Here is a 24,005-nt window from a genome sequence, read left to right on the forward strand (position 1 = left end):
GCGCGAAGCGTCAAGCCTTGAAATCGGGCCAGCTCAGGTCCTTTTCGGCAATCGTCGTCACCGGCTGCGGCCACTTCACGTCGAAGGCAGGATCGTTGTAACGAGCGCCGTCAGCGGCGCCGGGCACGTGAAACTTCGAGATCAGATAGTTAACCCGCGTGTCGTCCTGCAGCGTCTGCAGGCCGTGGGCAAAGCCTTCGGGGATATAAAGCTGCAGTCCGTTGTCGCCCGAAAGTTCGAAGCCGCGCGATTGCCGGAAGGTCGGCGATTCCGGCCTGATGTCGATGATCACGTCCCAGATCGCACCGGTGAGGCAACGCACCAGCTTCACTTCGCCGTGAGGCGCGCGCTGGAAATGCATGCCGCGAACTGTCCCCTTATTGGACGAGGACGAGACGCTGTGCTGCGGAAATCCGGTCGCTAACCCGTGCTCGCCGAACTCGTTGACGCAGAATGTGCGTACGAAATAACCGCGGCTATCCCCAATTCGCTCCGGGTGAATGAGCCACGCACCGTCGAGACCGATCGCTTCGAACCGCATGATTTTCACTGTCCCAATTGTCCCGAAATTAACCAGCCAACACGCTAACGAATGCCGGCTTAAACATTGGTAACTACTTCGAATTTTACCATAATACGGTACAACGCTTTAAATCAAACGGCCTTATGCAATAGATGTTGCTGACGATACGAAATTCGTTCGAGCAGCCCATTTCATTTTGCGAAGCACAGGCCCATGAACGCACATTCCTTCTCACAACTGATCGCGTCGAAAACCACACACGGTCGTTGCCGGCTGTGCGACAAGGCTCTCAACACCAGCTTCATGGACCTCGGAATGTCTCCGCTGTGCGAGAGCTTCCTGACGGCCGAGCAGACCGATGCGATGGAGCCGTTTTATCCGTTGCATGCGCTGGTGTGCGATAGCTGCTTTCTGGTGCAGCTCAAGGAATACGTCCAGCCCGAGCATATCTTCACCGAGTATGCCTACTTCTCGTCCTACTCGACCTCTTGGGTCGAGCATGCGCGGCGCTACTGCGAAATGATCAAGGCCCGCCTGGCGCTCGGCGCCAACAGCCGGGTCTACGAGATCGCCAGCAACGACGGCTACCTGCTGCAGCACTTCCTGCCGCTCGGCGTTCCCGTCACCGGCATCGAGCCGGCGGCCAACGTCGCCGAAGTGGCGCGCAAGAAGAACATCCCGACGCTGGTCGAGTTCTTCGGTCTCAGCCTGGCCGAGAGGCTGGCGTCCGAAGGCAAGACCGCCGATCTCATCATCGGCAACAACGTGCTGGCGCAGGTGCCTGACCTCAACGACTTCACCGCGGGCATGGCGCATCTGTTGGCGCCGCAGGGCGTGATCACGCTGGAGTTTCCGCACCTCGAAAAACTCATCAACGAGAACCAGTTCGATACCATCTATCACGAGCACTTCTCGTACTTCTCGCTGGTTACCATCGACCGCATGGCCAAGCGCCACGGCCTCAAGGTGTTCGACGTCGAGGAGATCGGCACCCACGGCGGATCGCTGCGGGTTTATCTCTGCCGCGACGATGCCGCGCATGCCGTTACGTCGAAGGTCACCGCATTGCTGGCCCACGAACGCCAGATCGGCTTCGAGGACATCGCGACCTACGCACGCTTCGCCGCCGGCGTTCACGACACCAAGCGCAAGCTGCTGTCGTTCCTGATCCAGGCGAAGGAAAAGGGCGCCCGCATCTGCGGTTACGGCGCGCCGGGCAAGGGCAACACGCTGCTCAATTACTGTGGCATCGGCACCGACTTCCTCGACTTCACCGTCGACCGCAATCCCTACAAGCACGGCCGCTACACGCCGGGCAGGCACATTCCGATCTATCCGGTCGAGGTCATCAACGAGGTCAAGCCGGATTATCTCTTCATTCTGCCCTGGAACCTGAAGAACGAGATCGTCGCCCAGATGCGCCATATCGGCGATTGGGGCGGCAAGTTCATCGTGCCGGTCCCGACCGTTCACGTCATCGATCCCAAGGAACTATCAAAGGAATTCAAGGAGCTTTCGAAATGAAGGTCGTCCTGTTCTGCGGCGGGCTTGGTACCCGCATCCGGGAATATTCGGAGAGCATTCCGAAGCCGATGGTGCCGGTCGGTCATCAGCCGATCATGTGCCATGTCATGCAGTACTACAGCCAGTATGGGCATGACGATTTCATCCTTTGCCTCGGCTACAAGGCCAACGTCATCAAGGACTACTTCCTGAACTACCGGCAGACCGCCAACAGCGACTGCGTCATTTCGGAGTTCGGCAAGAAGGTCGAGATCCTTGGCGACCGGCCGCCGGATTGGCGCGTCTCGCTGGTGGATACCGGCACCTGGCGCAACATCGGCGAACGCCTGATGGCGGTCAAACATCTGGTCAAGGACGAGGAAATCTTCCTCGCCAACTACAGCGACGGTCTGACTGACGCGCCGCTGCCGGAGATGATCGAGAAATTCAAGGCCAGCGGCAAGATCGCCTGCTTCATTGCCATCCATCCGCCGATCAGCTTCCACCTGACCGAATTCGACGAAGACGGCTCGGTGCAGCGGATTCGTTCGAGCCAGGAATCGGACATCTGGATCAACGGCGGGTTCTTCATTTTCCGCAAGGAGATCTTCGACTTCATCCAGGAAGGCGAGGAACTGGTGCTGGAGCCGTTCAATCGCCTGATCGAGGGCGGCCACCTGATGGCGTACAAGTATGAAGGTTTCTGGCGCGCGATGGATACGCTGCGCGACCGGCAGGTCCTCGAGGACATGGTGGAGCGTGGCGATACGCCGTGGCGGATTCAGCAGACGCTGCCTGATATCAAGGCCGCGTGATGAAAGGGCTGCAGCTTGCCAGACCGGGCGAGCGTCTCTCGGTTCTCTGTCTTGGAGCGCATTCGGACGATATCGAGATCGGCGCCGGCGGCACGCTGCTGAGTTTGATGGAACGCGGGGTGCAGCTCGATGTGCACTGGTGCGTGCTGAGTGGCGGCGGCATCCGAGAGGACGAAGCCCGGAAATCCGCGGCGGACTTTCTCGCCAAAGCCGCCAAGGCCGAGGTCGAGGTGAAGTCGTTCCGTGACGGTTTCTTCCCCGAGCAGGGGGAGGCGATCAAGCAATGGTTCGAGGAACTGAAGCTCAGGGTGAACCCGGATCTGATTCTGACTCACCGGCGCGACGATGCGCATCAGGACCATCGCAAGGTTTGCCAGCTGACGTGGAATACTTTCCGGGATCACCAGATCCTCGAATATGAAATTCCGAAGTGGGACGGCGATATCGGCCAGCCCAATGTTTACGTGCCGGTGTCGGCTGAGGCGCTGAAGCGCAAGATCGAGTTGTTGATTTCGCATTTCGGAAGCCAGCGTTCCAAGAAGTGGTTCGACGACGAGACCTTTCGGGGTTTGGCGCGGATCAGGGGCATGGAGTGCTGCGCACCGGAGCGTTACGCCGAAGCCTTTTTCGGACGCAAGCTTGCCTTGATTTGAAGTCCCGGTGCGGAATTCGCGCTGGTGAAATGCCCAGAGACTCAATTTTTTTGCGAGTAGAGCGCGATGTGCAACGAACATTCCCCGCAGATCCACGCCGACGAGTGGGTCCAGGTCAAGTCGAAGGAGGAAATCCTGGCGACGCTGGATGCCAATGGCCGGCTCGACGAACTGCCGTTCATGCCGGAGATGCTGAAATATTGCGGCGCCCGGGTGAAAGTCGGCAAGCGCGCGCACAAGACCTGCGATCCCGCACTCGGGATCGGCGGCCGCAAGATGGCCAACACCGTCCATCTGTCGAACATCCGCTGCAACGGCGCGGCCCATGACGGCTGCGAGGCCGGCTGCCTGATCTTCTGGAAGGAAGAGTGGCTCAATCCGATCGGGTCCAAACCGGCGAAGGTTGAAGCTGCGGAAGCGCCGCTCGCACCGACCGGCAATGCCGGATGCACCGAAGAAGTGCTGCATTCGAGCATCCGGGTTCCGATGGCGCCCGGCGAGACCGATCAGCTCTATGTCTGTCAGAACACGCAGATCAAGTTCGCCACCCAACCGCTGCCTTGGTGGGACGTGCGCCAGTACATCGAGGACTACACCTCGGGCAATGTGCGCCTGACCGAACTCGCGATCGGTCTGCTGTACTCGATGTACCGTACGGTCGCGGAAGCCGGCGTCGGCGTCGGTTCTGCGATGCGCTGGGCCTACGATCAATTCCAGCGCGCGATCGGCGGCGTGCCGTATCCGATCCGCCCCTACGGCGTGCCGAAGGGCACGCCGGTGCCGCGCGCGACCTTGGATCTCGAAGTCGGCGAGAAGGTTCGCGTCAAGCCCTACAAGGAAATCCTGAAAACGCTGGATTCCACCTATCGGAACCGCGGCCTGTATTTCGATGCCGAGATGGTGCCGTTCACCGAGCGCGAATATGAAGTGGAGCGCCGGCAGAAGCAGATCATCGACGAAGCCTCCGGCAAGATGATCAAGTTCAAGACCGACGCCATCATCCTCAAGGATGCCGTCTGCGAAGCCCGTTATGCGATCTGCCGCCGCTTCTGTCCGCGCGCGATCTATCCCTATTGGCGCGAAATCTGGCTGGAGCGCGTGCCCAAGACCGCGATCAAGGCGGATAACGTTTAAGGAACGATCGTTTTGGCTGAGCCCGGCGCCGACAAATATTTCACGGAAAACAAGGCCTATGCCGGCCTTGGCCGGGCGTCGCTGCACAGCGGCGTGATCTTCATCGCCGCGCGCGGCGCCAATATCTTCGTGCAACTGGCGTCGACGATTTTGCTGGCGCGGATTCTTAGTCCACATGACTTCGGTCTGGTGGCGATGGTGATTGCGCTGGTCGGTTTCGCGCCGATGCTGATCGATCTCGGCACCAGCGAAGCGTCGACGCAGAAGACCCACATTACCCAGGCCGACATCAGTACCCTGTTCTGGCTCAACATCGCGGTAGCGCTGGTCCTCACCGTTCTGCTCGCCGGTGGCAGCAGCGCCGTTGCGGTGTTCTTTGGCGAGCCGTCCCTGACCGGCATCGCGCTGGTGTTGTCGGGCACGTTCATCCTGACGGCGCTGTCGACCCAGCATTACGCGCTGATGCGACGGGCAATGCAGTTCCGTCACATCGCGATGATCGATATCTCCGCCAATCTGATCGGCAGCATCGTCAGCGTCGCGATGGCGCTGACCGGCTGGGGCTACTGGTCGCTGGTCGCCAAGCCGATCGTGACCGCGGCGCTGACCGTCGTCTTCGTCTGGATGAGCTGCCATTGGGTTCCCGGACGGCCGCGTTTCTCATCTGATGTGAAGGAACTGGTCGGCTTCGGACTGGGCGTGACCGGCTTTACCATGACCGACTATCTGGCGAAATCGGCGGATCGGATTGCGATCGGCTATTTCCTCGGCGCAGGCCCGCTCGGCTATTTCCAGAACGCGTTCACGATCTACAGCAACCTGCTCAGCATTCTCACCGAGCCGCTGCACAACATCGCGGCCTCGAGTCTGAGCAAGCTCCGCAACGATGCCGACGAACTCAAGCGGTCCTGGACGCTGGCGCTGTCGACGTTGAACTTCTTTTCCGCGCCCGCCTTTGCGGTGCTCGCGGTGACCGGGCAGGATTTCGTGGTGCTGTTGCTGGGGCAGAAATGGGCACCTGCCGGCCCGCTATTGTGCATCTTCGCGGTGCGCGGCATTGCCCATTGCGTCGAGCGCACCATGGGATGGCTTCATGTCGCGGCCGGACGCGCCGACCGCTGGATGTGGTGGGGCGTCTACAGCGCCGTGTTCCAGCTGATGGCCCTGGCGGCCGGTCTGCCGTTCGGCGTTACCGGTGTCGCCATCAGCTATACGATCGCAATGTTTGTCTTGTTCGTCCCGGCGCTGGTCTATGCCGGACGTCCGGTCGGCATCGGCACAAAAGATGTGTTGCAGGCCGTCGGTCCCCAGACGGTCGCGGCGCTCACCGCCGTTGCCGTGGGCTTCGTGGTGCAACAGGAATTTCTCCGCGAGCTGTCCCAGTTCATGCGCGTTTTCCTCTCCGCCATGGTTTGCGCGGTGGCCTATTTCGCCGTGGTGATCGGTGTCTTCAGGGTCACCGATCCGCTGCGGCTGGTCCTTTCCGTGCTGCGCGACTTTCGTGCCGTTCGTTCACCCGTTAGTTCCTGATCCAAGACGTTGGGCATTCCGATGAAACATTTCGAACGATTTCTTGTCGACCTTGACAGCGGCGCGTCGGGCGCGGTGTCCCGCGTGGCGCTGGGCCTGTGCATTCCGCCGCTGTTTCGCGCGTTGTCTGGGGGCGCTGACCGGATCTGGATCGACCTGGCTTTATTCCTCGCACTGTTGATCGGACTTCGCGTAGGTCCGGCCGTGCTGCGGAAGGCTTTGCCGTTTTCAGCTGAGGCAAAACAGATCTGGCTCGATCGTCGCCAGATCGCAAAAAAATATGACTGCTACCAGTGGCAAAAACTGTTCTGGGTCGGTCTCGGCCTGTTGCCCTATGCGGCCGTTAGCGGCGGGCTGCGAACCGGCGAATGGCTGTTGACGGCGATCTGCCTGATGGGTGGCGGCGCGGGTCTTCTGATCTGGCGCAAGATCAATGCGGCGCCGCCAGCGCCGCAGCTAAAAGCGCAAGTCCTTGCTAAAACAAGTGCTGGCTAAAAGCTGACCGGCTGCGCCGGCAATTCGCGGCATTCGGAATAGACCGAGCGGTCCTGCAGGTCGGCGCGCTCCAGGCATTGCGCGGTGTCGCTGACCGTGCCCGCGACGCTGAAGTCATAGGCCTGGTTCTTGAACATCAGAACGTAACGCCCTGGCGACAGCGTGAAATTCGGATCGGCTGCCCGGATCACGATCATCTCGCTGTTTGCCGGCACCGGCGCAATCCGCAGATCGACGGCTCCGCCGCGCACCGCCCAGGTGTCCTCGACGGTGATCGACTTCGGCTTACCGCCGGCGAACGCCGTCGCCTGCATGACCTTTGCAACGATGCGCACCGAAGCGGTTTCGGGGACGCTGGTAGCCAGTTCACGGTGGTAGACGACGAACGACAGGTGTCCGTTGGCGAGCGGCGCCGGAGCCGGTTTCGATATCGTGCTCGAAATCGACACGCGCGCATCGGGAACGCGGATCGGCAACGGTTCGAGCGGCGTCAGTTGTCCGTCGCTGACGGCGTAGACGCCGTAGGTGTCGGGAGCCGCGAATGCCGGCATCTGGCGGGCGACCGGCGCGGCGCTCGATGGCGCCGCCGGCGCTGCCTTCGCCACCGGCCAAGAGACCTGCGAAGAGACGTGGACCAGCATATCCGCGACTTTTTGGCGCGCCGGCGTCAGCCAGGGCATTTCGCCCCAAAGCTTCATGGTGATGAAGGCGGTCCCGGCCAGCATCAGCACCGCAACCAATGCGGCCTTGGCGGCGAGATTCAGGCGAACGCCTTTGGCGCGGGTGGCAGGCTTGTTAGCGAGTTTCCTGACGCCGGGAACGATCAACGGCGGCGGCGTTTTCGCGCGTGCCGGCGCGGCCTTGGTCTTCGCTTCGGCGGTGCCGGCGCGCAGGTCTGGCTGGGCCGGCTGCGGTCGCAGCTCCGGCGGGCGGACCTGGGATGGCGTCGGGCGAACGTTGTGCGAGACAGCGGGTGACTTGGTCCTGATCCCGAACTCCCGCGCGCTTGGCCCATCAAAGCCCTTGGCGCCGGAACGCCCGGTGTCGAGGCGCTGCATGCCCTTCAGTTCGCGCGCGATATCGAGAACCTCCTCGCGGAGACGCTGGAGTTCGACCTTCTGATGCTGCTCGGCGGTGCGAAGCTGATCGTCGTGTTCGATGCCGCCGTTGCGGCGCGGCCGATCTGACGAATAGGAATAGAAGGAGTCCGGGCTGCGCTCTTGCGCACCCGGGCTGCGCTCGTCAGCGGCGGCATGGAGTTCGCGGCGTTGAGGATCTGCCCGATGCCGTCGCGGCGCTGGCCGATATGGCGCGGTTGCCCCTTGCTGAAGGTCAGCCTCGGGACCCGGCCTGCGATGACCGCCACTGTACAGATTACGCTTCACGGCAAACCCCAGAAACACAGGGACGTCGAGGCTGTGTCAGTCCCGAAAATTGGGGCTGTCACCGGAAGTAAGGAGCCGGCCGTCCGTTGCTCCACAATTCCACGAATTCGTTAACCATATGTTTCGAGGGTTCATTAACTTTCCGGCGCAGGCTGCGTCGAAAACGCATGCGTTGGCGGAATTTGAACGAGAGATGGAGCTATCCCTGCGACGCGATCCGGTCGAGCCGCTCGGCGCGAGCGTCCATGCCGTCGGCAGGCGGCAGGCCGAGAACATCGAACACGATGCGGATGCGGTGCAGCCAGTCGTGCCGACCCGCGGCTTCGCGGACGTTCCGGGCGCGAACCGTCTGCAACCGCGCCGGGTCTCGGTTCAGGTCGGCCAGGATATCGGCGACATCAGGGGAATCGAACGGCAGGTGGATCACCGCGTCCGGCCAGTCGAACTGCCGCTTGAATTCATCGGTGCGCGGCGCCTCGCCGATCATCGCCGTGCCCGCGGCGACGCCTTCGTAGAAGCGTGCGGAAATCTCGTCGCGGCCGGCCGTGAACTCGGGATTGTTGACGTGGCTGCGGTTGGCGATGAAGAAGTTGCTGTGCTTGAGGATCGCGGCCAGCATCAGCCGATGTTCCCCAGCGTTGTCGACGCGGAAGGTGCGCTGCTTCAGGTCCGAGCCGCTCGCGGCCACCGTGTCGTAATAGTAGAAGGACTGCCGTCGTTCGGCGTCCGCCAGCAGCGCGCGGTGCGTGATCTCCGAGCGGCGGCCGATGTTGCAGACGTCGATCGGCCGCGGTTGATCCAGCGTCGCCGGCGCGAAACGCAGTACGTCCGTCGCCAGCGGCAGATAGCTGCAGGGCCGGCCGGTGATGCGCGCCACGTCGTCGACGCAATGCTGCAAGCCCAGAAAGATATGATCGAATTCGGACAGCAGCTCGAGCAGATATTCCGGCAGCTGATCGGTCCACACCTCGGTGATGAAGCAGGCGGCCTTGCGGCAACGCTGGCGCCAGTTCGGTAAAGTCGCCAGCGCATACAGTTCGAAGGCGTTGCTGAACACCGGGAAGAACAGTTCGTAATCGCGCTCCAGCGTCACCTTGCTCCGTGGCGAGGGTGCAAGCCGAAGTGCCGCGCGGGACGACCCGGTCGCGGCGCGCGCCAGCTTGTAGGCGCGTCGGGAGAATTCGATGGCGGGTAAATCGACAGCGTCGATGCGCTCGGCGCCTGTCACGGCCTGGAACGTATCCTCGAACTCATAGGCGAGGCAGAACGCGACCAGATCGGAAATCCGGCGCTGCGATAGGAGCAATACCTTGCCGTGCACGAGCCCGCGCCTGCGATCAGTTCGACATGTGTGGTGCGACAAAAAAGCAACAAATCATGTTTCGGCCACAGTGACAATGCGGGCTGAGAGAACTCAACCGACACCGTTAATTCGATCTAATTCCAGCGGTCCGGCAACGTTGAGCTGAACGCAAGCCCGGCGCCTGGTTAAGAATGAGTTAACACGCTGTGGCTGCACGGACACGGTTGTGCAAATCGGTCACATGTACCGGAAATGTGCCGCCGTTCTTCCTGTGTTCGCCAGAGTTCATGATCGGATTTGCGGCGCGGGCGTATGCTGTGAGTCGGGTCACGGGCTTACTGGTGAATGCTTCCTTGGGGAGAACCGACATGCCAGCCTACATCCATCATCACGACGACATCGAGCCGGCTTTCGTCATTTGTCCGAGTTGCGTCGGACTTCCGATGTTCGTGCGCGACGTCGAGCCGCATTGGAGCATGGCGAAGATCGACTTCACCTATGAATGCGCCGACTGCGGCGCGGAAATAAAGCAGACGGTCGTCAAGCATTGATACGTTACTTCGTAGGGTGGGTTAGGCGCAGCCGTAACCCACCGTCTTGCTTAAGCCTTGGTGGGTTACGGCTGCGCCTAACCCACCCTACGAAACCTCCAAGCTAAATCTGCCGCACCACGCCCGGCCGGCCCTGGTCGCATTCCAGCGCATCGCGATCCCATTTTCCGGCCACCGCCGCGGCTTGATACGTACTCTCAAGGAAATCGAGCAGCGCCTTGTCGGGATCGGCAGCCGTGCGTACGGCATCATAGGGCAAAATGAATTCGCCGAGTTCTTCGCTGAAGAACGCCGCATCGGGCTTTGCCTTCGCGGCGCGAAAACCCGCCGGCTCGGGATAGGCATAGGAATAGAACGCGGGATAATCGATGGCGCCGCCGCCCGGCCAGAAGCCGGCGCTCGAGACCTCATGCGAATAGGCTTCGCAGGCGACCGCATCGGGCAAATGCGGCACGCCGCCGGGATGGCGCGGCGCGCGGCGGCCCGAGAAGCGCGTCACGGCCAGATCGAAACTGCCCCAGAAGAAATGCACCGGGCTCGCCTTGCCGAGAAAGCCGGTGCGGAATTGCTTGAAGACGCGATCGCAATTCACCAGGATCTGCAGGAAGCGCCGCACCGCATCGGGATCGTAGGACGCATGCACGGTGTCCAGCGAGAATCGCACCGGCTCCGGGATTTCGTTCGGCATCTCGTCGATGCTGACGGCGATGCCGAGGTCTGCCAACGCTGCCAGCGTCGCGGCGTAGAAGCTCGCGACCGAGTGCCCGGCCAGCGCGAACTGCCGGTGCGCGCCGTCGCTGGTCGCGATGTGCAAAACGTGGTCGATGAAATCGAAGTCGATCTGGAACGTTCGTGTGCCATCCGGCACCGGCGAGGTCGTCAAGCCGCGCGGGGTGACATAGAGCGTCACGTGCCAGGAGTGATTGAGCCAGGGCGACTTGGTCAGCCGGATCTTGCCGACGATCTGGGTCCAGAGCTGCACCGTCGCAGCGGTGTCACGCCACGCCGCGGTCGGCAATTCCGGCCACGGGGTTTGCTGATGGTTGCTCATGCCTGAACCCCGTACGTATTGATCGTGAAGGCAGAAGCGTATCACGGATTTTCCGCGCCGGCCTGAAGGCCTGCCGGGCCACGACCCGGCGCGCTAGCGCCTCACGATTTCGTGCATCCAGCGCAACGCCGCTGGCCGCGCGTGGCGCGGAAGAGGCTCCAGCACCACCAGCGCCGCGCAATCGCCTGCAGCGGATTGCGCACGGCCTGCGCCATAAAAAGAATTTCGATCATGCCGATGTCCATCGTCCCCGACGGACAGATATGGCGGCATTCTCCGAAGAGAACGCCGCCGATATCGCATCAGCCATGCAGTTTTTTCGCGGTCTCCGCGATCACACGTCCTTGATAGCGCGCGCCGGCGAGCTCGTTCTCGCTCGGCTGACGGCTGCCGTCGCCGCCCGTGATGGTGGTGGCGCCATAGGGCGCGCCGCCGGTCACTTCGTCGAGTTTCATCTGCCCGGCGAAACCATAGTTGAGGCCGACGATCGTCATACCAAAGTGTAAGAGATTGGTGATGATCGAAAACAGCGTGGTCTCCTGGCCGCCATGCTGGGTCGCGGTCGAGGCAAAGGCGCCGCCGACCTTGCCGTGCAGGGCGCCCTTGACCCAGAGGCCGCCGGCCTGGTCGAGGAAGTTGGCCATCTGCGACGACATGCGGCCGAAGCGGGTGCCGGTGCCGACGATGATGGCGTCATAATTGGGGAGTTCCTCGACCTTGGCGATCGGAGCCGCCTGATCGACCTTGTAATACGACGCCTTGGCGACATCGGCGGGCACCAGTTCGGGCACGCGTTTGATGTCGACCGTGGCGCCGGCTTCGCGGGCGCCTTCGGCGACGGCATTCGCCATCGCTTCGATGTGACCGTAGGCGGAATAATAGAGCACGAGTACTTTGGCCATGATGGCTCTCCTGTGGTGTTGGGATTGAGTGAGTTGTTCGAGACAAAAAATCCGCCGTCATGGCCGGGCAGAAGTGCGAAGCACGTCTTCGCACTAGATGTCCCGGCCATCCACGTCTTGCTTCGCGTAAAGTCGTGGATGCCCGGCACAAGGCCGGGCATGACGGTGAGAGTGGTGATCCCTACGCCGCGTCGACCAGCACCAGTTCGGAATCCTCCAGTGCAGTGATGGTCAACTTCGCCTCATCGCGGATCGCAGCGCCGTCGCGGGCGTTGACGCGCACGCCGTTGACTTCGACGCTGCCGGCCGCGGGCACCAGATAGAGGCGGCGCGCCTTGCCGGCGTCGTATTCGGCGCTCTCGCCGGCCTTCAGCGTGGTGGCGAGCACCCGCGCATCGGCCCGGATCGGCAGCGCGTCGTTGTCGCCGGCAATGCCGCTGGCGATGGTGACGAGCTTGCCGGAGCGATCCGACTTCGGAAACGGTTTCGCGCCCCAGGTCGGCTGGCCACCCTTCGTCGTCGGCTCGATCCAGATCTGGAAGATCCGGGTCTTGGTCGGCTCCAGATTGTACTCGGAGTGACGAATGCCGCTGCCGGCGCTCATCACCTGCACGTCGCCCGCTTCGGTGCGGCCCTTGTTGCCGAGACTGTCCTGGTGCGTGATCGCGCCTTCGCGGACATAGGTGATGATTTCCATGTTGGCGTGGGGATGGGCGGGAAAGCCGGTGTTCGGCGCGATCTCGTCGTCGTTCCAAACCCGCAAGGAGCCGTGGCCCATATTATCGGGGTCGTAGTGGCTGCCGAACGAGAAGTGGTGCTTGGCCTTCAGCCAGCCGTGATCGGCGCCGCCGAGTTTTGCAAAGGGTCTGAGTTCGATCATGGGATATTCCTTGGTTGAATGTTTTGTGGAGCGGCCGGGCGCAGCGCGCCCGGCGATCGGGGTTTGAGTTAGGCGCCGAAGCCGCCATCGACGTTGAGTACCGTGCCGGTCACGAACGAGGCTTGCGGGCTGGTGAGGAATACGACGCCGGCTGCGATCTCTTCCGCGGTGCCGTAGCGTTGCAGCGCGTGCTGCGTGCGCTGGGCTTCGGCGAAGTCGCCGCCATCCTTCGGGTTCATGTCGGTGTCGATCGATCCGGGCTGCAGCACGTTGACTGTGATGCCGCGGGGGCCGAGGTCGCGCGAGGCGCCCTTGGTGTAGCCGACGATCGCAGCCTTGGAGGCGGCGTAGTCGGCAAGCCCGGGGAACGAGGCGCGGGTGGCGATACCGGAGCCGACGGTGACGATGCGTCCGCCTTCACCCATCAGTTTCGACGCCGTGCGGATTGCGGTAATGACGCCGTGAACGTTGATCGCATCCTGGCGGGCAAGCGCTGCGGTATCGGCATTGGCATCGTCGACCGCGCCGCTGACGGCGACGCCGGCATTGTTGACGAGGATGTCGAGCCGGCCGAATTGCCTGGCGACGTCCTTCACCAGTTGTTCGACCTCGACTGAGGAGGCCTGATCGGCCTTGTAGGCGCGGGCTTCGACGCCCTTGGCCTTCAATTCGCGGACCACCGCTTCGGCCTTGTCGGGCGAGGCGACGTAGCTGATGGCGACGTTGGCGCCTTCATCGGCGAGCGCGCGGGCGCTGGCAGCGCCGATGCCGCGCGAACCGCCGGTGACGAGGGCAACCTTGCCTGCGAGTTTCTTGGTCATTGGATTTCTCCGTTGCTTGAATTCCGATGACGCTTGGATATGCCTCCGGCTGTGGTATAGAAATAGAAACTATGGAAACTCATTGTTTCTAAAAAAGACAATAGGGGTGCCTTGCATGTCCAAACTCCCGGATTTCGAAGCGCTCGCGATCTTCGCGAAAGTCGTGGAATTACGGTCGTTTGCCGCAGCCGCGGCCGAACTGGCGCTGTCCAAGGCGACGGTGTCGAAAGCGGTCAGCCGGCTGGAACAGCGGCTCGGGGCTCGGCTGTTCAACCGCACCTCGCGGCGGCTGGCGTTGACCGATGCCGGGCAAAAACTCGCCGGACATGCCGCGCGCCTGCTGGCCGACGGCGAGGCGGTCGAAAACGAGGCGTTGTCGCAATCATCAGCGCCGCGCGGGCTGGTGCGGCTCGCGGTGCCGATGACGTTCGGGGTTAAGGCGGTGGCGCCGCTGCTGCCGGAATTCCTCGCAGCCTATCCGGAGGTCTCGATCGACCTTCACCTCAGCGACGCCACCGTCGATCTGATCGGCGACGGCTTCGACGCCGGCCTGCGCATCGCGCGGCTGCCGGATTCGTCCCTGATCGCGCGGCGGCTCTGCGCGATGCCGCGCTATACGGTGGCAGCCCCTTCCTATCTCAAGCGTCACGGCCGGCCGACGCATCCGATGCATCTCGCCCAGCACAAGTGCTTCGGCTACACCTATCTGTCGACGCCCAACCTCTGGCACTACACCAACGCCGCCGGAGAAGAAGCCAGCGTGCGCCCTGCGGGACAATTGCGGGTCAACAACGGCGAAGCGCTGTTGCCGTCGGTCGTTGCGGGTCTCGGCATTGCCGACCTGCCGGACTTCATCATCGGCGACGCCATTGCATCCGGCGAGGTCGAGGTGATCCTGAAAGGCTGGAAGCAGCCGGAAGGCGCGGTGCATCTGGTCACCCCGCCCGGCGGCCCGCGCCCCGCCCGCGTCGAGGTGCTGGCGGAATTTCTGGCGAAGAAATTTTTGAAGGGGAAGGGGCGGGGGTAGGGGCTAGAGTGTGGACAGCGAACCCAAGTCGGACATGCCTCCATGTCCCGCAAAGTGCCAACACCGGGCGCTTTCAGCTCTCGCTGGGATTCCCTCGCGGATTCAGTGGATGGTCGCTAGCGCCGTTGTGGCAATAAGTACGACGGTAACGAGCGCCCCTGAAACGTAGAGAACGGTTCTGAAGCTGCCGCCTTTGGCGGCCTTGCCGCCGCGCAAATAGACCGCAACGTGGATCACGCGGATTGCGACGTAGACCCATACCAGCGTTGCAAGTAGGGTTGGACTCACACCTACCATTGTCGCCAGCACAGCCGGGACAGCGAATGGAGTCAGCGCCTCTACCGCGTTCATGTGCACGCGATCGACGCGGTAGAGCAGGTTATCGTCGTCGGGTGGCAAGACAGGCCCGGACAGCGCGCCGGCTCTTCCTTTGGACGATCCCGAATGAACCGCCAGTACGATTGACAGGAGACAGAGAAAAAGTACTCCGACGATGCTGAATGAGTACGCCGTCATAGGAATCTCCGCGCGGTCGAGGGGACAGGCGAGCGTCAAGCCTCGCCAGCGATAATCCTGGCAAACCGTTGAAGGTAGAGCGGCCAACCCTGATCGCCCTCAACGCCTGCACGGACGCCTTCCCAGCCTTCGCCGTGTCGCTCGAGGTGGCGGTGCTCCAGTTCCAACCGCGTTCGACTTGGCGTTTCCGCGATGAACCAGACTTCCCATTCACTGGTCTTGTCGGGGTTGGTCTCGATCTGCCAGGTCGGGCTGATGTCCCAGCTTAGAAGTACCCGATTTGGCGGTTCATATGCCAGCACGCGCGCCCAGTGGCATTCGCTGCCGTCGACGCCTCGATCATAGATGTGTCCACCTACCCGAGGCTCGAACACGGTCTCCGCGATGGGGACGGTGAGCAGATTGTGCTCGGGCGGCTTGAAGCTGCCGAAATCTTCAGTGAAGACCTTGAACGCGCGCTCGATTGACGCTTCCACCACAATAGACTGCTTGATGGGCGCGACCGACAGACGTGTGCTCATTGTTATTCCTCCCGCGGTTTTTCGACGGCTATTTTGTAAGCTGCCAACGTGCCGCTCCAGAAACGGTCGAGCCAAGCACGCATCTGACCAAGCCCTGCTGGATCGATGTGATAAACATTGCTGGCACCCTTCGGCTCAGCACGAACCAAACGAGACTCGCGGAGCACCTTGAGGTGCTGCGAGACGGCCGACTGTGAGACCGTCAATTCTCGCGTGATGTCAGCCACAGTGCGAGGCCGCGCTCCCACCAACTCGAATATCCTTCTGCGAGTAGGATCGCCCAGGGCAGCTAGTTGCAGGCTATCTTTGGCCATGGCTAACCGAAGCCCGTGGGCTGCTATTCAAATCGATCAATCGAGCCTTCACGCGATAATCAGTCATAGCTAATGATTAGCCTGTACTTATTATTGAGTCAATCGTGACGAGAAATGGAACCGCTATTCGTGTTTCAGGGGGCCGGAGAACGCTCCGTCTGATAACGACTTTAAGAAGAACAAACCAAAGAGGGTGACTAAGTGTACGTCAACTCGAACGCTCCAGAACTTGTGATGTCGCTCCCTGACATTTGCCTAAAGCGTCCATGATTTTGAGCAACTATTGGCAGTTACTCTCCGAGCGATCTTTTCATTTCGCGGTTAGCGGTTGCGGATACGCGCAGAGCCGCTTGTTGCTTTCTGGCGACAAAGGGTGCCTTTGCGCGCCCTACGGAGTTCAGGCTAGGCTAGCCCCAATAACCAAAACAAAATCACCGGGGAGAGACTGCCGATGAACCGCCGCGAACTTCTCAAGGCCGCCGCCGCGCTGCCGCTTGCACAAACCGCGCTCTCCAACACGGCCTTCGCCCAAAGCCCCTATCCCTCGCGCAACATCACAATGATCGTGCCGTTTCCGCCCGGCGGGCAGGCCGATCTCGCGGCGCGTCCGGTGGCGCAGGCGCTGGAGCGGATCCTCGGCAAGCCCGTCATCGTCGACAACCGCGCTGGCGGCGGCGGCGGGTCGGTCGGCAATGCGCAGGCCGCGCGCGCCGAGCCTGATGGCTACACGCTGCTGATGACGCTGTCGTCGTTGGCGGTGCTGCCGGAAGCGGACCGGTTGTTCGACCGGCCGATATCGTACGAAGTTTCGCAATTTGCGCCGGTCGCGCGCGTGCTCGCCGATCCGACCTTGCTGGCGGTGCCGGCCTCGGCGCCATGGAAGACGCTGCAGGATTTCGTCGACGATGCCAAGCAGCGCCCGGGACAAATTCCCTACGGTTCGTCCGGCCCCTACGGCACGTTGCATGTCGCGATGGAAATGTTTGCGGCGAGCGCTGGCATCAAACTGCTGCACGTGCCGTTCCGCGGCGCGGGTCCGGCACTGACCGCGCTACTGTCAGGCACGGTACAGGCGCTGGCCTCGGCGCCGGGCACGCTGAAACAGCAGGTCGACGACGGCAAGATGCGGGTGCTGGCGAACTGGGGCGCCGAACGGGTTGCGAGTTTCCCCGATCTGCCGACGTTCAGGGAGCTCGGCTACAAGGATGTCGAGTTCTACATCTGGGCCGGATTGTTTGCGCAAAGCAATTTGCCGGCGCCGATCATGACGCGGCTGCGCGAGGCGATGGCGCAGGCGGTGAAGGCGCCCGAAGTGGTCAAGACGTTCGACACCGCCGGCAGCCCGGTGGCGTATCAGGACGCGCCGGAATTTTCAAAGTTCGTCGCCGAAGACAGCGCGCGGCTGGTCGCGGCGGTGAAGAAGATCGGCAAGGTGGAGTAGAGCGTTTCGTCATTGCGAGGAGCCAACGGGTCGCGCGAATGCGCGCCCGATGACAGGCTCCGCGACGAAGCAATCCATTCTTCCTTCCACCGCAAGATGGATTGCTTCCGCCTTCGCTCGTTGAGCTTCGACGGACAAGTCGCTGCGCTCGCAATGACGGTTGGTCTAGCCCGGCGCGGCGGTCGAGTAGGGAACCCGCTTCACATTTTTTTGTATGCGTTAACGTGGCATGGCCGCATTCCCTTCCGCATTCCCTTGGCAGGCTCGCGCCCATCGCCGCGCGGAACCAGCCGCGTCAATTCACATGCTTACGAAAGGCCCGTCCATGCCAACGCAACGGATTGTCCTGAACTCTTCCTTGGGCCTTGCGACGATGATCGGAATCGCTGCTGCAAGTCCGGCTTGGTCTGAAGAATATCGCGGAACCTGGGAGCAGCAGATGGCCTGCACCCCCGACGTGATGCGGCTATGCAGCGATCAGATTCCGGACGTGAACCGGATCGTGGCGTGCCTGCGGCAGAACACGCCGTCGCTTGGCAATTCCTGCCGCGCGGTGTTCGAATCCAGCGCCAGCGCGGATCAGTCGCCTGCGCGCGTCGCGCCACCGACAACGGCGCAGCGGCCGCGCGCCGCGCAGCCGGCACCGCTCGCGCCGCCGAGGCCGTCCTACAATAATGACGAGTAGCGCAGCCGCTCAGAGCGTTTTCAAGCGAAGCATGCCCTCGGACTTGATCCGTGGGTGGACACCGGTTCGCGTGTAGAAAACGCGTCAAAACAAGAATCTTGGAGCCCCGTGCCGATCGAATCGGAGCGGCGCTCTAAGGCTTGTGCTCGCAGACATCGACCCATTCGGCCGCGGTCAGTTCCGCCATCCGCGACGGCGTGATGCGGACCGCGCTGTGGGTCGAGCCCGCGGCCGGCACCACGACGTCGAATGCCTTCAGCGACACGTCGCAATAGACCGGTAGCGGCGTCTTCAGTCCGAATGGACAGACGCCGCCGACTTCATGGCCGGTGATTTCGGCGACCTCCTCGAGCCCGAGCATTTTCGGCTTTACCCCGAATGCCGCCTTCACCTTCTTGTTGTCCATCCGCGAGGTGCCGGCGGCCACGATCAGCACCACGCGGTCGCCGACCCGCAACGACAGCGTCTTGGCGATCCGCGCCGGCTCGACGCTGTAGGCTTCGGCGGCGAGAATCACCGTGGCCGAACTCATGGTCGATTCAATCACGGCAATGTCGGGCGCCTTCTCGGCGAAGAAGGCGCGAACGGACTCGATGCTCATATGTCAGGACCTGTGGGTCAGGATTTGGCCACCAATGCGGGCAGTTCGGAGAGGGCGTGGATGCGGTGATCGGGCGCGAACCCGAGTTCATCCATTTGCGTACGGATCGCCTTGAACATCGTCAAGGGCGCGACGAGATCGCTCTTGTTACAAGCCTGCACCATCGCTTCCGGCGTCACCCGCTCGATCCAGGCGACGTTGAGGCCGAACGCCTTGGCGCCGCAGACATCCCAGGGGTTGGAGGAAATGAACAGCACGTCATCAGGCGAAACGTGAAGGGTGGATTCAATCAACGTGTAGGCATCCGGGCTCGGCTTGAAGATCTTGTTGGCGTCGATGCTGATGGTGGCATCGAGCACGCGGTCGAGGCCAGAATTTTTCACCAACGCATTCAGCATCGCGGGACTGCCGTTGGACAGGATCGCGAGCTTCCTGTCCTTCATCGCGCTCAATGAGGCAAGTGCGTCAGGGTAGAGATCGAGGTGCAGATATTTGTCCATGATGCCTGCGAACGCCTGCTCGTCGTATTTCAGGCCGAGGCAGCGCAGCGTGTAAGCCAGCGACTCCCGCGTCACCACGGAAAAATCCTCGTAACGCCGCATCAGCGAACGCAGCCAGGTATATTCGAGCTGCTTGATGCGCCAGATCTGCGTGATGATCTCGCCGTAGCCGGGAAAGGCCTGTTCGGTCACGGTGGCGACGGATTGAATGTCATAGAGCGTGCCATAGGCATCGAACACGACGGCTTTGATCGTCACGAGTGATACTCTTCTGTCTGATTGCGCTGCGGTTGGCCGCGGCCAGCTTCGTTTGCCGGTATGTACCAATTTACTTCGGAACCACGCCGGTGTGAACTGGCGGCAACGCAGATTGCCAGAATCACCAGCACCGCGACGCTGACGCCTTGCGCCTGGATACCGGGCGAGATCGCGGGCACGCCGATGACGACCGCCGCATACGCGCCGTGCCGATCATGGCGCGATCTGGCTGCGTCATATCCTCAATTTGCGAGCAGCATCGCGCCTGATTTCGACAGCTTGAATCGCGCCTACTCAGTTCGCAACATCGAGATTACAGGTCCGAGATGCGCCGGATAGCGGACATTTCCCAGGTATGGCAAAATCGACGCGATTGACCCAGAACGGACTCGCGCTGCTTTGGCTTAGGTGCGGACACCAAGAATTTTGCACCAGAATTGCGGTCGAACAATTCCAGCGGGTTGCGCAGTGGCATCGTGTGTTGGTGGGTCGCGCCGCCGCATCAATGCGTTACCACGATGAAATCCGTGTCTTTTCCCGTCTCATGGCTAAATCCGTTGTCGGAAATAATCAATGAAGAGGCCGGCGTCAAAAGTTTAGAGATCCTCTCAACGGTATCCTGCGGTATTTCGATGCGGTTGAGGACAGCGTTGGCTTTATCGGGCGACGGTACCGATAGGGCGGATTGCTTCACGGGCGCTCCGCGCTCTTTCATGGCACCCCCGATGCGAGGAAATTCGTCGGGAATCGACACGACAGTCCAGCGAATAGCCGCTCCCTCGCTCTGGAATTCCATTGCGGTAAACACGTGCGTTCCCAGGGGCTCCTCCGGATTTTCGATCTTGACCGCGACATCAAACAACGGCGAGAAGCCCTGACGCACGAACAGCTTGCTCAACTTACGACTCACGAAGACGGAGATCGGAACCATCTTTCTAGGTGCGCCTTCAGCGGGAGCCGAGCTTGGAACCTGGAGACTAGTGGTTTCTGGAGTCTCGGCCTTGGACACCAGTGATCCATGCGTTGCCGCAGCTGTGCTAATGCTCTTACCCGCGACTGTGGCAGCCTGAAATTCCGGCGAACCGGACACGGCTTTCGGCTCAAAGAGGTGCGGATTGGTTATCTCGACCGGCTGGACATCGTCGTGCGCAATGATCACGCGCGTGCCGCGCTTCGTGAGATGCCAGAGTCGAATGGCAAAGTCATTTTTCAAACGGATGCAGCCGTGTGACGCCGGATGCCCAGGCACGACACCGGCATGCAACGCAATCCCTGACCAGGTGATGCGCTGCATGTAGGGCATGGGGGCAGCGCTATAAATATTTGAACGGTGCCATCGTTGTTTGCTGATCACGCTGAACACGCCGAGGGGTGTAGGATGTCCCTGAGTTCCCGTGGACACCGATGAGCGTGCGATCAGGGCCCCGTTGTCAAAAAGCGAGACCCGTTGGTCAGCGATCGAGATGATGATCTGGAGCGGGCCCTTCGGAGGGTCCTCGGGCCGAGCGTTCTTCGCAGATTCAGAGTTTGTCTGCCGGTGGTGGTGCTTGTGTTTGAACGGAGCGTAATGGCCTGGCCAGAACGTGTGTTGGGGTCCAAACAGAAATTGAGCGTGTGCGATCCCCGCAGGGATCATGAAAATGGCGAATACAGCCGTTGTTATCGCGCGCTGCATTGTTGGTAATCCCTTAGCGAACATCGCCCGGTCCCATAGCCGCGATTCCATCGTTTCGAGACGATGCGCGAAGCCGACGCCTGATGCGTCATCCCGACAGCGCGCCAAGCCTCTCCTTCAAATCTGGTCGCAGTGGGTCGAAAATTGGACCGTACTCACAATTACGGTGTGCCGTTGAGACCGGCGCAATTGCTTGCGATCGACGCGTTGCAATCGGGCAACATGTTTTGGAAAAATTGACGAGCGGCCGTTTGCGCCATTGCGCGACCCATATTGATCCCAAGAATGAGGCTCTTCGCATGCTTGGCTTTTCTACACGGCTCCGGTGGAGCCTATGGAGGCGACGGCATCATGAACACGCGGCGATTTGCGATAGTGGCGGCAGCGTTGTGCGGAACGGTCATTCTCGCAGTCTGGGTCGTCGCCCGGCTTCCTGGCTTCGCTACGGCCAGTATCGAGAACTCCGGCGCAGTGCCAATCGAGGACCGCGCAGCCTCTCTCGCCGCCAACGCCAGGCTCGCAGATGAACCGCAGGCAATCGCAATGGCCAACGCCATTGTCGCGAACGCCGCTGTCGCTAGCGCCGAAGTGGCGACGGCCGCCGAACCCGCGGCGGGGACGGCCACAGACACGACGGTGGCCTCGGATAAGCCGGAAACGATGGTCGTGGCCGCGTTGCCCGATCCGTCGCAGACGCTGTCGGCCGATTTACCGCCTGTGCAGAAATCGGTGGACCCGGGCCACCGTGATGCCGCGCAACTGGCGCCGACAACGTGCGGTGCATCCGGCGGTGCCTCCAACTCGGGGCCGCAGGATTTCCGGTATCTCATTTGTTATGTCTGGTCCGAACTGCCGCCTGCCGAGAAGCCGGCTGCGATCGTCTTGCGTTCGTTCAAGGACATCCCGGTCGGAACGCCGGTGGAAGAGATCAAGCGCGCGTCCGACGCTTTCGGTCTGGATTTCACTTTCATGAAGGCGGTGGCCAAGGTCGAGTCCGGTTTCGACCCCAAGCAACGCACCGGGTCGTATATCGGGCTGTTCCAGCTGAGCAAATACGAGTTCGGCAAATTCGGCTCCGGAGACATTCTCAATCCCCGCGATAATGCCGTTGCGGCAGCCTACAAGATCATTACTGAAGGCATTCTGTTCGAGTGGGTGACGCACAGGAAGCCGGACTTGAACGATCTCTACCTGATCCATCAGCAGGGCTGGGAAGGCGCCGCGGAGCACCTCAGCCAACCCAATCGCATCGCCTGGAAATCGATGTGCGCCACCAGCGAAGGCAGGGAGAAGGGCGAAAAATGGTGCAGGCGCGCGATCTGGGGCAATACGCTTCCGACCGTCAAAGAGGCGTGGAAATCGGTGGAAAAGCTGACGTCGGAGGCGTTCGTCGGAATGTGGCGAGAGCGGGTTGCTCATTTCCAATCGAAATACATGGGCACCGCGACCGCCGACGCCGAAGGGGCGCACCAGTAAATTTCCGTTGAGTGGTTGGCAGGAGTTGCCGCACCCGCGGGCCGAGGGGGCCTCAACCGCCGCTGCGGCACGTGGTGCCGCTCATTCCTCAGTGGTCGCGCGGATGCACTTTACGTCGTCAACGACGCGCTCGGATCGCTCCTGCTGCGTGCTAACGAGGTGATCGATCAGGTGCCGATGTCTGCTTTGGCACAAAACGGAAATGGCCTGATGTCCGACTTGAGTCCGTTACGCGCTCAAGAGCGGACATGAAAATAATCTCAAGGCAGCCCGGCCCCGGCATGATCCGTGAACAGCTCGGCATCACGAACGTAGCCCCGCCGCTGGGTTGCGGCCGATTTATGGCCCCATTGATCGATCGCCCCAATGAAATCAAGATTTCTCCTAACTCGTGTCGGTGATTCTTGCTTTTTGGGGTCCGAGGGCAGGGTGCCGGTCAACAAGAACAATAAGAAGCTGATGCCAGGATGCCCGATTGTTGCGTTGTAGCGTGGAGGCATCAAACATGGCGACGAAAGACAGCGTCCCTCTTGACCAGCCGATTCCTCTCTTTCTCTCCGTTCAGACCGAGGAACCCGAGCAGCCGGGTATCGGAAAAGCTTGGGACAGAGCGGCTATTTCGTTCCGAATCCTCACGACGAGTATTTTGGTTGTAACGGCGGCAGCGATCGTCTTCGCGATTTTAGTTGGAAATCCAATTGCGCTCCTTGCGAACGTCACGGCTTCCCTGGTCGGCACATCGGCGTCTCAGGATGACACTCAGTCGATGCCAACAATTCAATCAACGGCCGACGCTCAGGCTTTGCCGCCGACTGCAAGCGAAGCCCCGACGGGCGAAGAAATTGCTGCCGCTTTTAAAAATGCCGTTCAGAGCGAGACCGAAATCCGTGAGCCACCAGCAGAAGCCTTGTTGAAGCAATTCCAGGCTTGGGCGGCGGAGGAAGATTCACAGGCACAGGTCCGGCCCGAACAGTCCGTACAAGATGCCCAAGCCCAAGCCCAAGTCCAAGATGACCAAGCACAGGCCGTGCAAAATGCCCGAGCACAGGTCCGGCCTGTGCAAAAGCACCGACACGTCAAGCCGGCACACAATGCGCAGGCAGAGATCCGGCCCGAGCATAATGCCCGAGCAATAGTCCGGCCCGTCCAAAATGCCCGAGTACAGATGCGGCGCGAGCAAAATGCACCGGTACAGGTCCGGCCCGTGCAAAATACACAAGCACAGGTCCAGCCCGTGCAAAATGCCCAGCCACCGTGGCCCCTGCCAAGCGCCGGTTGGCTCAATTTGAACTAGCAGAAAGTGACGCTGTACCTTGCCAAGCCCCGCGGCATCGGCGGACAGCCCCTCTAGAGCAGCCCGGCCAAACACCATGAGCAGGTTGCTGCTGTGCATAGCTCTGTTTTGCTGGCATAGAGCAGACGCCGAGCGGCTGTTTGGCCGCGCT

At 61.4% G+C, this 24,005-nt stretch carries 26 protein-coding genes; 12 read left to right on the forward strand and 14 right to left on the reverse strand.

All coding sequences use genetic code 11. The features are described from left to right. Nucleotides 1–10 precede the first annotated feature (10 nt). Complete coding sequence (locus BLS26_RS24610; RefSeq protein ID WP_092515184.1) at nucleotides 11–541, reverse strand: dTDP-4-dehydrorhamnose 3,5-epimerase family protein; 531 nt, start codon at nucleotides 539–541, stop codon at nucleotides 11–13. A 195-nt stretch (nucleotides 542–736) separates the two neighbouring features. On the opposite strand from BLS26_RS24610, the gene BLS26_RS24615 reads away from it, so the two are divergent. From BLS26_RS24615 to BLS26_RS24640, 6 genes are all read left to right on the forward strand, one after another. Beyond that, nucleotides 737–2,047, forward strand: coding sequence for a class I SAM-dependent methyltransferase (locus BLS26_RS24615; protein WP_092515185.1), 1,311 nt, complete (start codon nucleotides 737–739; stop codon nucleotides 2,045–2,047). Further along, nucleotides 2,044–2,841, forward strand: coding sequence for a sugar phosphate nucleotidyltransferase (locus BLS26_RS24620; protein ID WP_092515186.1), 798 nt, complete (start codon nucleotides 2,044–2,046; stop codon nucleotides 2,839–2,841). The genes BLS26_RS24615 and BLS26_RS24620 overlap by 4 nt, the downstream gene beginning before the upstream one ends. Then, the gene (locus BLS26_RS24625; protein ID WP_092515187.1) at nucleotides 2,841–3,494 is read left to right on the forward strand and encodes a PIG-L deacetylase family protein; all 654 of its coding nucleotides are present in this window, start codon (nucleotides 2,841–2,843) and stop codon (nucleotides 3,492–3,494) included. The genes BLS26_RS24620 and BLS26_RS24625 overlap by 1 nt, the downstream gene beginning before the upstream one ends. Nucleotides 3,495–3,560: 66 nt before the next feature. Beyond that, a complete protein-coding gene (locus tag BLS26_RS24630) occupies nucleotides 3,561–4,628 on the forward strand; it encodes a hypothetical protein (RefSeq protein WP_092515188.1) in 1,068 nt (355 codons plus the stop codon). Nucleotides 4,629–4,640: 12 nt separating this feature from the next. Beyond that, the gene (locus tag BLS26_RS24635; RefSeq protein ID WP_092515189.1) at nucleotides 4,641–6,158 is read left to right on the forward strand and encodes a lipopolysaccharide biosynthesis protein; all 1,518 of its coding nucleotides are present in this window, start codon (nucleotides 4,641–4,643) and stop codon (nucleotides 6,156–6,158) included. A gap of 21 nt (nucleotides 6,159–6,179) precedes the next feature. Continuing rightward, on the forward strand, nucleotides 6,180–6,653 hold the full coding sequence (locus BLS26_RS24640) for a hypothetical protein (RefSeq protein ID WP_092515190.1): 474 nt from the start codon (nucleotides 6,180–6,182) through the stop codon (nucleotides 6,651–6,653). On the opposite strand, the gene BLS26_RS24645 is transcribed toward BLS26_RS24640, so the two are convergent. Together BLS26_RS24645 and BLS26_RS24650 are read right to left on the reverse strand one after the other, a co-directional pair. Continuing rightward, the gene (locus BLS26_RS24645) at nucleotides 6,650–8,038 is read right to left on the reverse strand and encodes a hypothetical protein (RefSeq protein ID WP_157676580.1); all 1,389 of its coding nucleotides are present in this window, start codon (nucleotides 8,036–8,038) and stop codon (nucleotides 6,650–6,652) included. The genes BLS26_RS24640 and BLS26_RS24645 overlap by 4 nt on opposite strands. A 199-nt stretch (nucleotides 8,039–8,237) precedes the next feature. Continuing rightward, nucleotides 8,238–9,359, reverse strand: coding sequence for a glycosyltransferase (locus BLS26_RS24650; RefSeq protein ID WP_092515192.1), 1,122 nt, complete (start codon nucleotides 9,357–9,359; stop codon nucleotides 8,238–8,240). Nucleotides 9,360–9,709: 350 nt separating this feature from the next. Here BLS26_RS24650 and BLS26_RS24655 point away from each other — a divergent pair, with 350 nt between their 5' ends. Further along, nucleotides 9,710–9,892, forward strand: coding sequence for a hypothetical protein (locus tag BLS26_RS24655; protein WP_092515193.1), 183 nt, complete (start codon nucleotides 9,710–9,712; stop codon nucleotides 9,890–9,892). A gap of 103 nt (nucleotides 9,893–9,995) precedes the next feature. Here the strand turns inward: BLS26_RS24655 and BLS26_RS24660 are convergent, their stop codons facing one another. From BLS26_RS24660 to BLS26_RS24675, 5 genes are all read right to left on the reverse strand, one after another. Further along, a complete protein-coding gene (locus tag BLS26_RS24660; protein ID WP_092515194.1) occupies nucleotides 9,996–10,943 on the reverse strand; it encodes a DUF5996 family protein in 948 nt (315 codons plus the stop codon). Between the two features lie 101 nt (nucleotides 10,944–11,044). Continuing rightward, entirely contained in the window at nucleotides 11,045–11,188 is a 144-nt protein-coding gene (locus BLS26_RS36355) for a hypothetical protein (RefSeq protein ID WP_172804509.1), read from the reverse strand. A gap of 57 nt (nucleotides 11,189–11,245) precedes the next feature. After that, complete coding sequence (wrbA, locus tag BLS26_RS24665) at nucleotides 11,246–11,845, reverse strand: NAD(P)H:quinone oxidoreductase (protein ID WP_092515195.1); 600 nt, start codon at nucleotides 11,843–11,845, stop codon at nucleotides 11,246–11,248. A 181-nt stretch (nucleotides 11,846–12,026) separates the two neighbouring features. Beyond that, nucleotides 12,027–12,725 (reverse strand): pirin family protein, encoded by a 699-nt coding sequence (locus BLS26_RS24670; protein WP_092515196.1) that lies wholly within the window; start codon nucleotides 12,723–12,725, stop codon nucleotides 12,027–12,029. Between the two features lie 68 nt (nucleotides 12,726–12,793). Beyond that, on the reverse strand, nucleotides 12,794–13,546 hold the full coding sequence (locus tag BLS26_RS24675; protein ID WP_092515197.1) for an SDR family NAD(P)-dependent oxidoreductase: 753 nt from the start codon (nucleotides 13,544–13,546) through the stop codon (nucleotides 12,794–12,796). A 115-nt stretch (nucleotides 13,547–13,661) separates the two neighbouring features. Here BLS26_RS24675 and BLS26_RS24680 point away from each other — a divergent pair, with 115 nt between their 5' ends. Beyond that, entirely contained in the window at nucleotides 13,662–14,573 is a 912-nt protein-coding gene (locus BLS26_RS24680; RefSeq protein WP_092515198.1) for a LysR family transcriptional regulator, read from the forward strand. A 102-nt stretch (nucleotides 14,574–14,675) separates the two neighbouring features. Here BLS26_RS24680 and BLS26_RS24685 read toward each other — a convergent pair whose 3' ends face one another. Genes BLS26_RS24685 through BLS26_RS24695 form a run of 3 tightly spaced genes read right to left on the reverse strand, consistent with a single transcriptional unit; the run spans nucleotide 14,676 to nucleotide 15,924 of the window. Beyond that, entirely contained in the window at nucleotides 14,676–15,089 is a 414-nt protein-coding gene (locus tag BLS26_RS24685) for an MAPEG family protein (RefSeq protein WP_092515199.1), read from the reverse strand. Nucleotides 15,090–15,124: 35 nt separating this feature from the next. Continuing rightward, nucleotides 15,125–15,610, reverse strand: a complete 486-nt coding sequence (locus BLS26_RS24690) for an SRPBCC family protein (protein WP_092515200.1) — start codon at nucleotides 15,608–15,610, stop codon at nucleotides 15,125–15,127. 2 nt (nucleotides 15,611–15,612) lie between these two features. After that, complete coding sequence (locus tag BLS26_RS24695; RefSeq protein WP_092515201.1) at nucleotides 15,613–15,924, reverse strand: helix-turn-helix transcriptional regulator; 312 nt, start codon at nucleotides 15,922–15,924, stop codon at nucleotides 15,613–15,615. Nucleotides 15,925–16,375: 451 nt separating this feature from the next. On the opposite strand from BLS26_RS24695, the gene BLS26_RS24700 reads away from it, so the two are divergent. Both BLS26_RS24700 and BLS26_RS24705 read left to right on the forward strand, forming a co-directional pair. Beyond that, nucleotides 16,376–17,365: a tripartite tricarboxylate transporter substrate binding protein gene (locus BLS26_RS24700; RefSeq protein WP_092515202.1), complete on the forward strand. Its 990-nt coding sequence runs from the start codon at nucleotides 16,376–16,378 to the stop codon at nucleotides 17,363–17,365. A 439-nt stretch (nucleotides 17,366–17,804) separates the two neighbouring features. Beyond that, a complete protein-coding gene (locus BLS26_RS24705; RefSeq protein WP_371360664.1) occupies nucleotides 17,805–18,050 on the forward strand; it encodes a hypothetical protein in 246 nt (81 codons plus the stop codon). A 133-nt stretch (nucleotides 18,051–18,183) separates the two neighbouring features. On the opposite strand, the gene BLS26_RS24710 is transcribed toward BLS26_RS24705, so the two are convergent. From BLS26_RS24710 to BLS26_RS24720, 3 genes are all read right to left on the reverse strand, one after another. Continuing rightward, the gene (locus tag BLS26_RS24710) at nucleotides 18,184–18,651 is read right to left on the reverse strand and encodes a YbaK/EbsC family protein (RefSeq protein WP_092515203.1); all 468 of its coding nucleotides are present in this window, start codon (nucleotides 18,649–18,651) and stop codon (nucleotides 18,184–18,186) included. A gap of 17 nt (nucleotides 18,652–18,668) precedes the next feature. Further along, on the reverse strand, nucleotides 18,669–19,409 hold the full coding sequence (locus BLS26_RS24715) for a haloacid dehalogenase type II (protein WP_092515204.1): 741 nt from the start codon (nucleotides 19,407–19,409) through the stop codon (nucleotides 18,669–18,671). Nucleotides 19,410–19,911: 502 nt separating this feature from the next. Further along, on the reverse strand, nucleotides 19,912–21,108 hold the full coding sequence (locus tag BLS26_RS24720) for a L,D-transpeptidase (RefSeq protein ID WP_244541679.1): 1,197 nt from the start codon (nucleotides 21,106–21,108) through the stop codon (nucleotides 19,912–19,914). 327 nt (nucleotides 21,109–21,435) lie between these two features. Between BLS26_RS24720 and BLS26_RS24725 the strand changes: the two genes are divergently transcribed. After that, a complete protein-coding gene (locus BLS26_RS24725) occupies nucleotides 21,436–22,560 on the forward strand; it encodes a transglycosylase SLT domain-containing protein (RefSeq protein WP_244541680.1) in 1,125 nt (374 codons plus the stop codon). Between the two features lie 505 nt (nucleotides 22,561–23,065). Beyond that, on the forward strand, nucleotides 23,066–23,854 hold the full coding sequence (locus BLS26_RS35960) for a hypothetical protein (protein WP_157676581.1): 789 nt from the start codon (nucleotides 23,066–23,068) through the stop codon (nucleotides 23,852–23,854). The last annotated feature ends 151 nt before the right edge of the window (nucleotides 23,855–24,005 follow it).

The organism is Afipia sp. GAS231, from assembly GCF_900103365.1.
Taxonomy (GTDB): domain Bacteria; phylum Pseudomonadota; class Alphaproteobacteria; order Rhizobiales; family Xanthobacteraceae; genus Bradyrhizobium.

Coding starts and splice junctions, on each gene's coding strand:
- BLS26_RS24695 (WP_092515201.1), bottom strand. CDS start 15,924: ATGGCCAAAGATAGCCTGCAACTAGCTGCCCTGGGCGATCCTACTCGC.
- BLS26_RS24655 (WP_092515193.1), top strand. CDS start 9,710: ATGCCAGCCTACATCCATCATCACGACGACATCGAGCCGGCTTTCGTC.
- BLS26_RS24675 (WP_092515197.1), bottom strand. CDS start 13,546: ATGACCAAGAAACTCGCAGGCAAGGTTGCCCTCGTCACCGGCGGTTCG.
- BLS26_RS24705 (WP_371360664.1), top strand. CDS start 17,805: ATGGCCTGCACCCCCGACGTGATGCGGCTATGCAGCGATCAGATTCCG.
- BLS26_RS36355 (WP_172804509.1), bottom strand. CDS start 11,188: ATGGACATCGGCATGATCGAAATTCTTTTTATGGCGCAGGCCGTGCGC.
- BLS26_RS24615 (WP_092515185.1), top strand. CDS start 737: ATGAACGCACATTCCTTCTCACAACTGATCGCGTCGAAAACCACACAC.
- BLS26_RS35960 (WP_157676581.1), top strand. CDS start 23,066: ATGGCGACGAAAGACAGCGTCCCTCTTGACCAGCCGATTCCTCTCTTT.
- BLS26_RS24620 (WP_092515186.1), top strand. CDS start 2,044: ATGAAGGTCGTCCTGTTCTGCGGCGGGCTTGGTACCCGCATCCGGGAA.
- BLS26_RS24685 (WP_092515199.1), bottom strand. CDS start 15,089: ATGACGGCGTACTCATTCAGCATCGTCGGAGTACTTTTTCTCTGTCTC.
- BLS26_RS24660 (WP_092515194.1), bottom strand. CDS start 10,943: ATGAGCAACCATCAGCAAACCCCGTGGCCGGAATTGCCGACCGCGGCG.
- BLS26_RS24700 (WP_092515202.1), top strand. CDS start 16,376: ATGAACCGCCGCGAACTTCTCAAGGCCGCCGCCGCGCTGCCGCTTGCA.
- BLS26_RS24640 (WP_092515190.1), top strand. CDS start 6,180: ATGAAACATTTCGAACGATTTCTTGTCGACCTTGACAGCGGCGCGTCG.
- BLS26_RS24610 (WP_092515184.1), bottom strand. CDS start 541: ATGCGGTTCGAAGCGATCGGTCTCGACGGTGCGTGGCTCATTCACCCG.
- wrbA (WP_092515195.1), bottom strand. CDS start 11,845: ATGGCCAAAGTACTCGTGCTCTATTATTCCGCCTACGGTCACATCGAA.
- BLS26_RS24630 (WP_092515188.1), top strand. CDS start 3,561: ATGTGCAACGAACATTCCCCGCAGATCCACGCCGACGAGTGGGTCCAG.
- BLS26_RS24725 (WP_244541680.1), top strand. CDS start 21,436: ATGAACACGCGGCGATTTGCGATAGTGGCGGCAGCGTTGTGCGGAACG.
- BLS26_RS24625 (WP_092515187.1), top strand. CDS start 2,841: ATGAAAGGGCTGCAGCTTGCCAGACCGGGCGAGCGTCTCTCGGTTCTC.
- BLS26_RS24680 (WP_092515198.1), top strand. CDS start 13,662: ATGTCCAAACTCCCGGATTTCGAAGCGCTCGCGATCTTCGCGAAAGTC.
- BLS26_RS24670 (WP_092515196.1), bottom strand. CDS start 12,725: ATGATCGAACTCAGACCCTTTGCAAAACTCGGCGGCGCCGATCACGGC.
- BLS26_RS24690 (WP_092515200.1), bottom strand. CDS start 15,610: ATGAGCACACGTCTGTCGGTCGCGCCCATCAAGCAGTCTATTGTGGTG.
- BLS26_RS24720 (WP_244541679.1), bottom strand. CDS start 21,108: ATGTTCGCTAAGGGATTACCAACAATGCAGCGCGCGATAACAACGGCT.
- BLS26_RS24710 (WP_092515203.1), bottom strand. CDS start 18,651: ATGAGCATCGAGTCCGTTCGCGCCTTCTTCGCCGAGAAGGCGCCCGAC.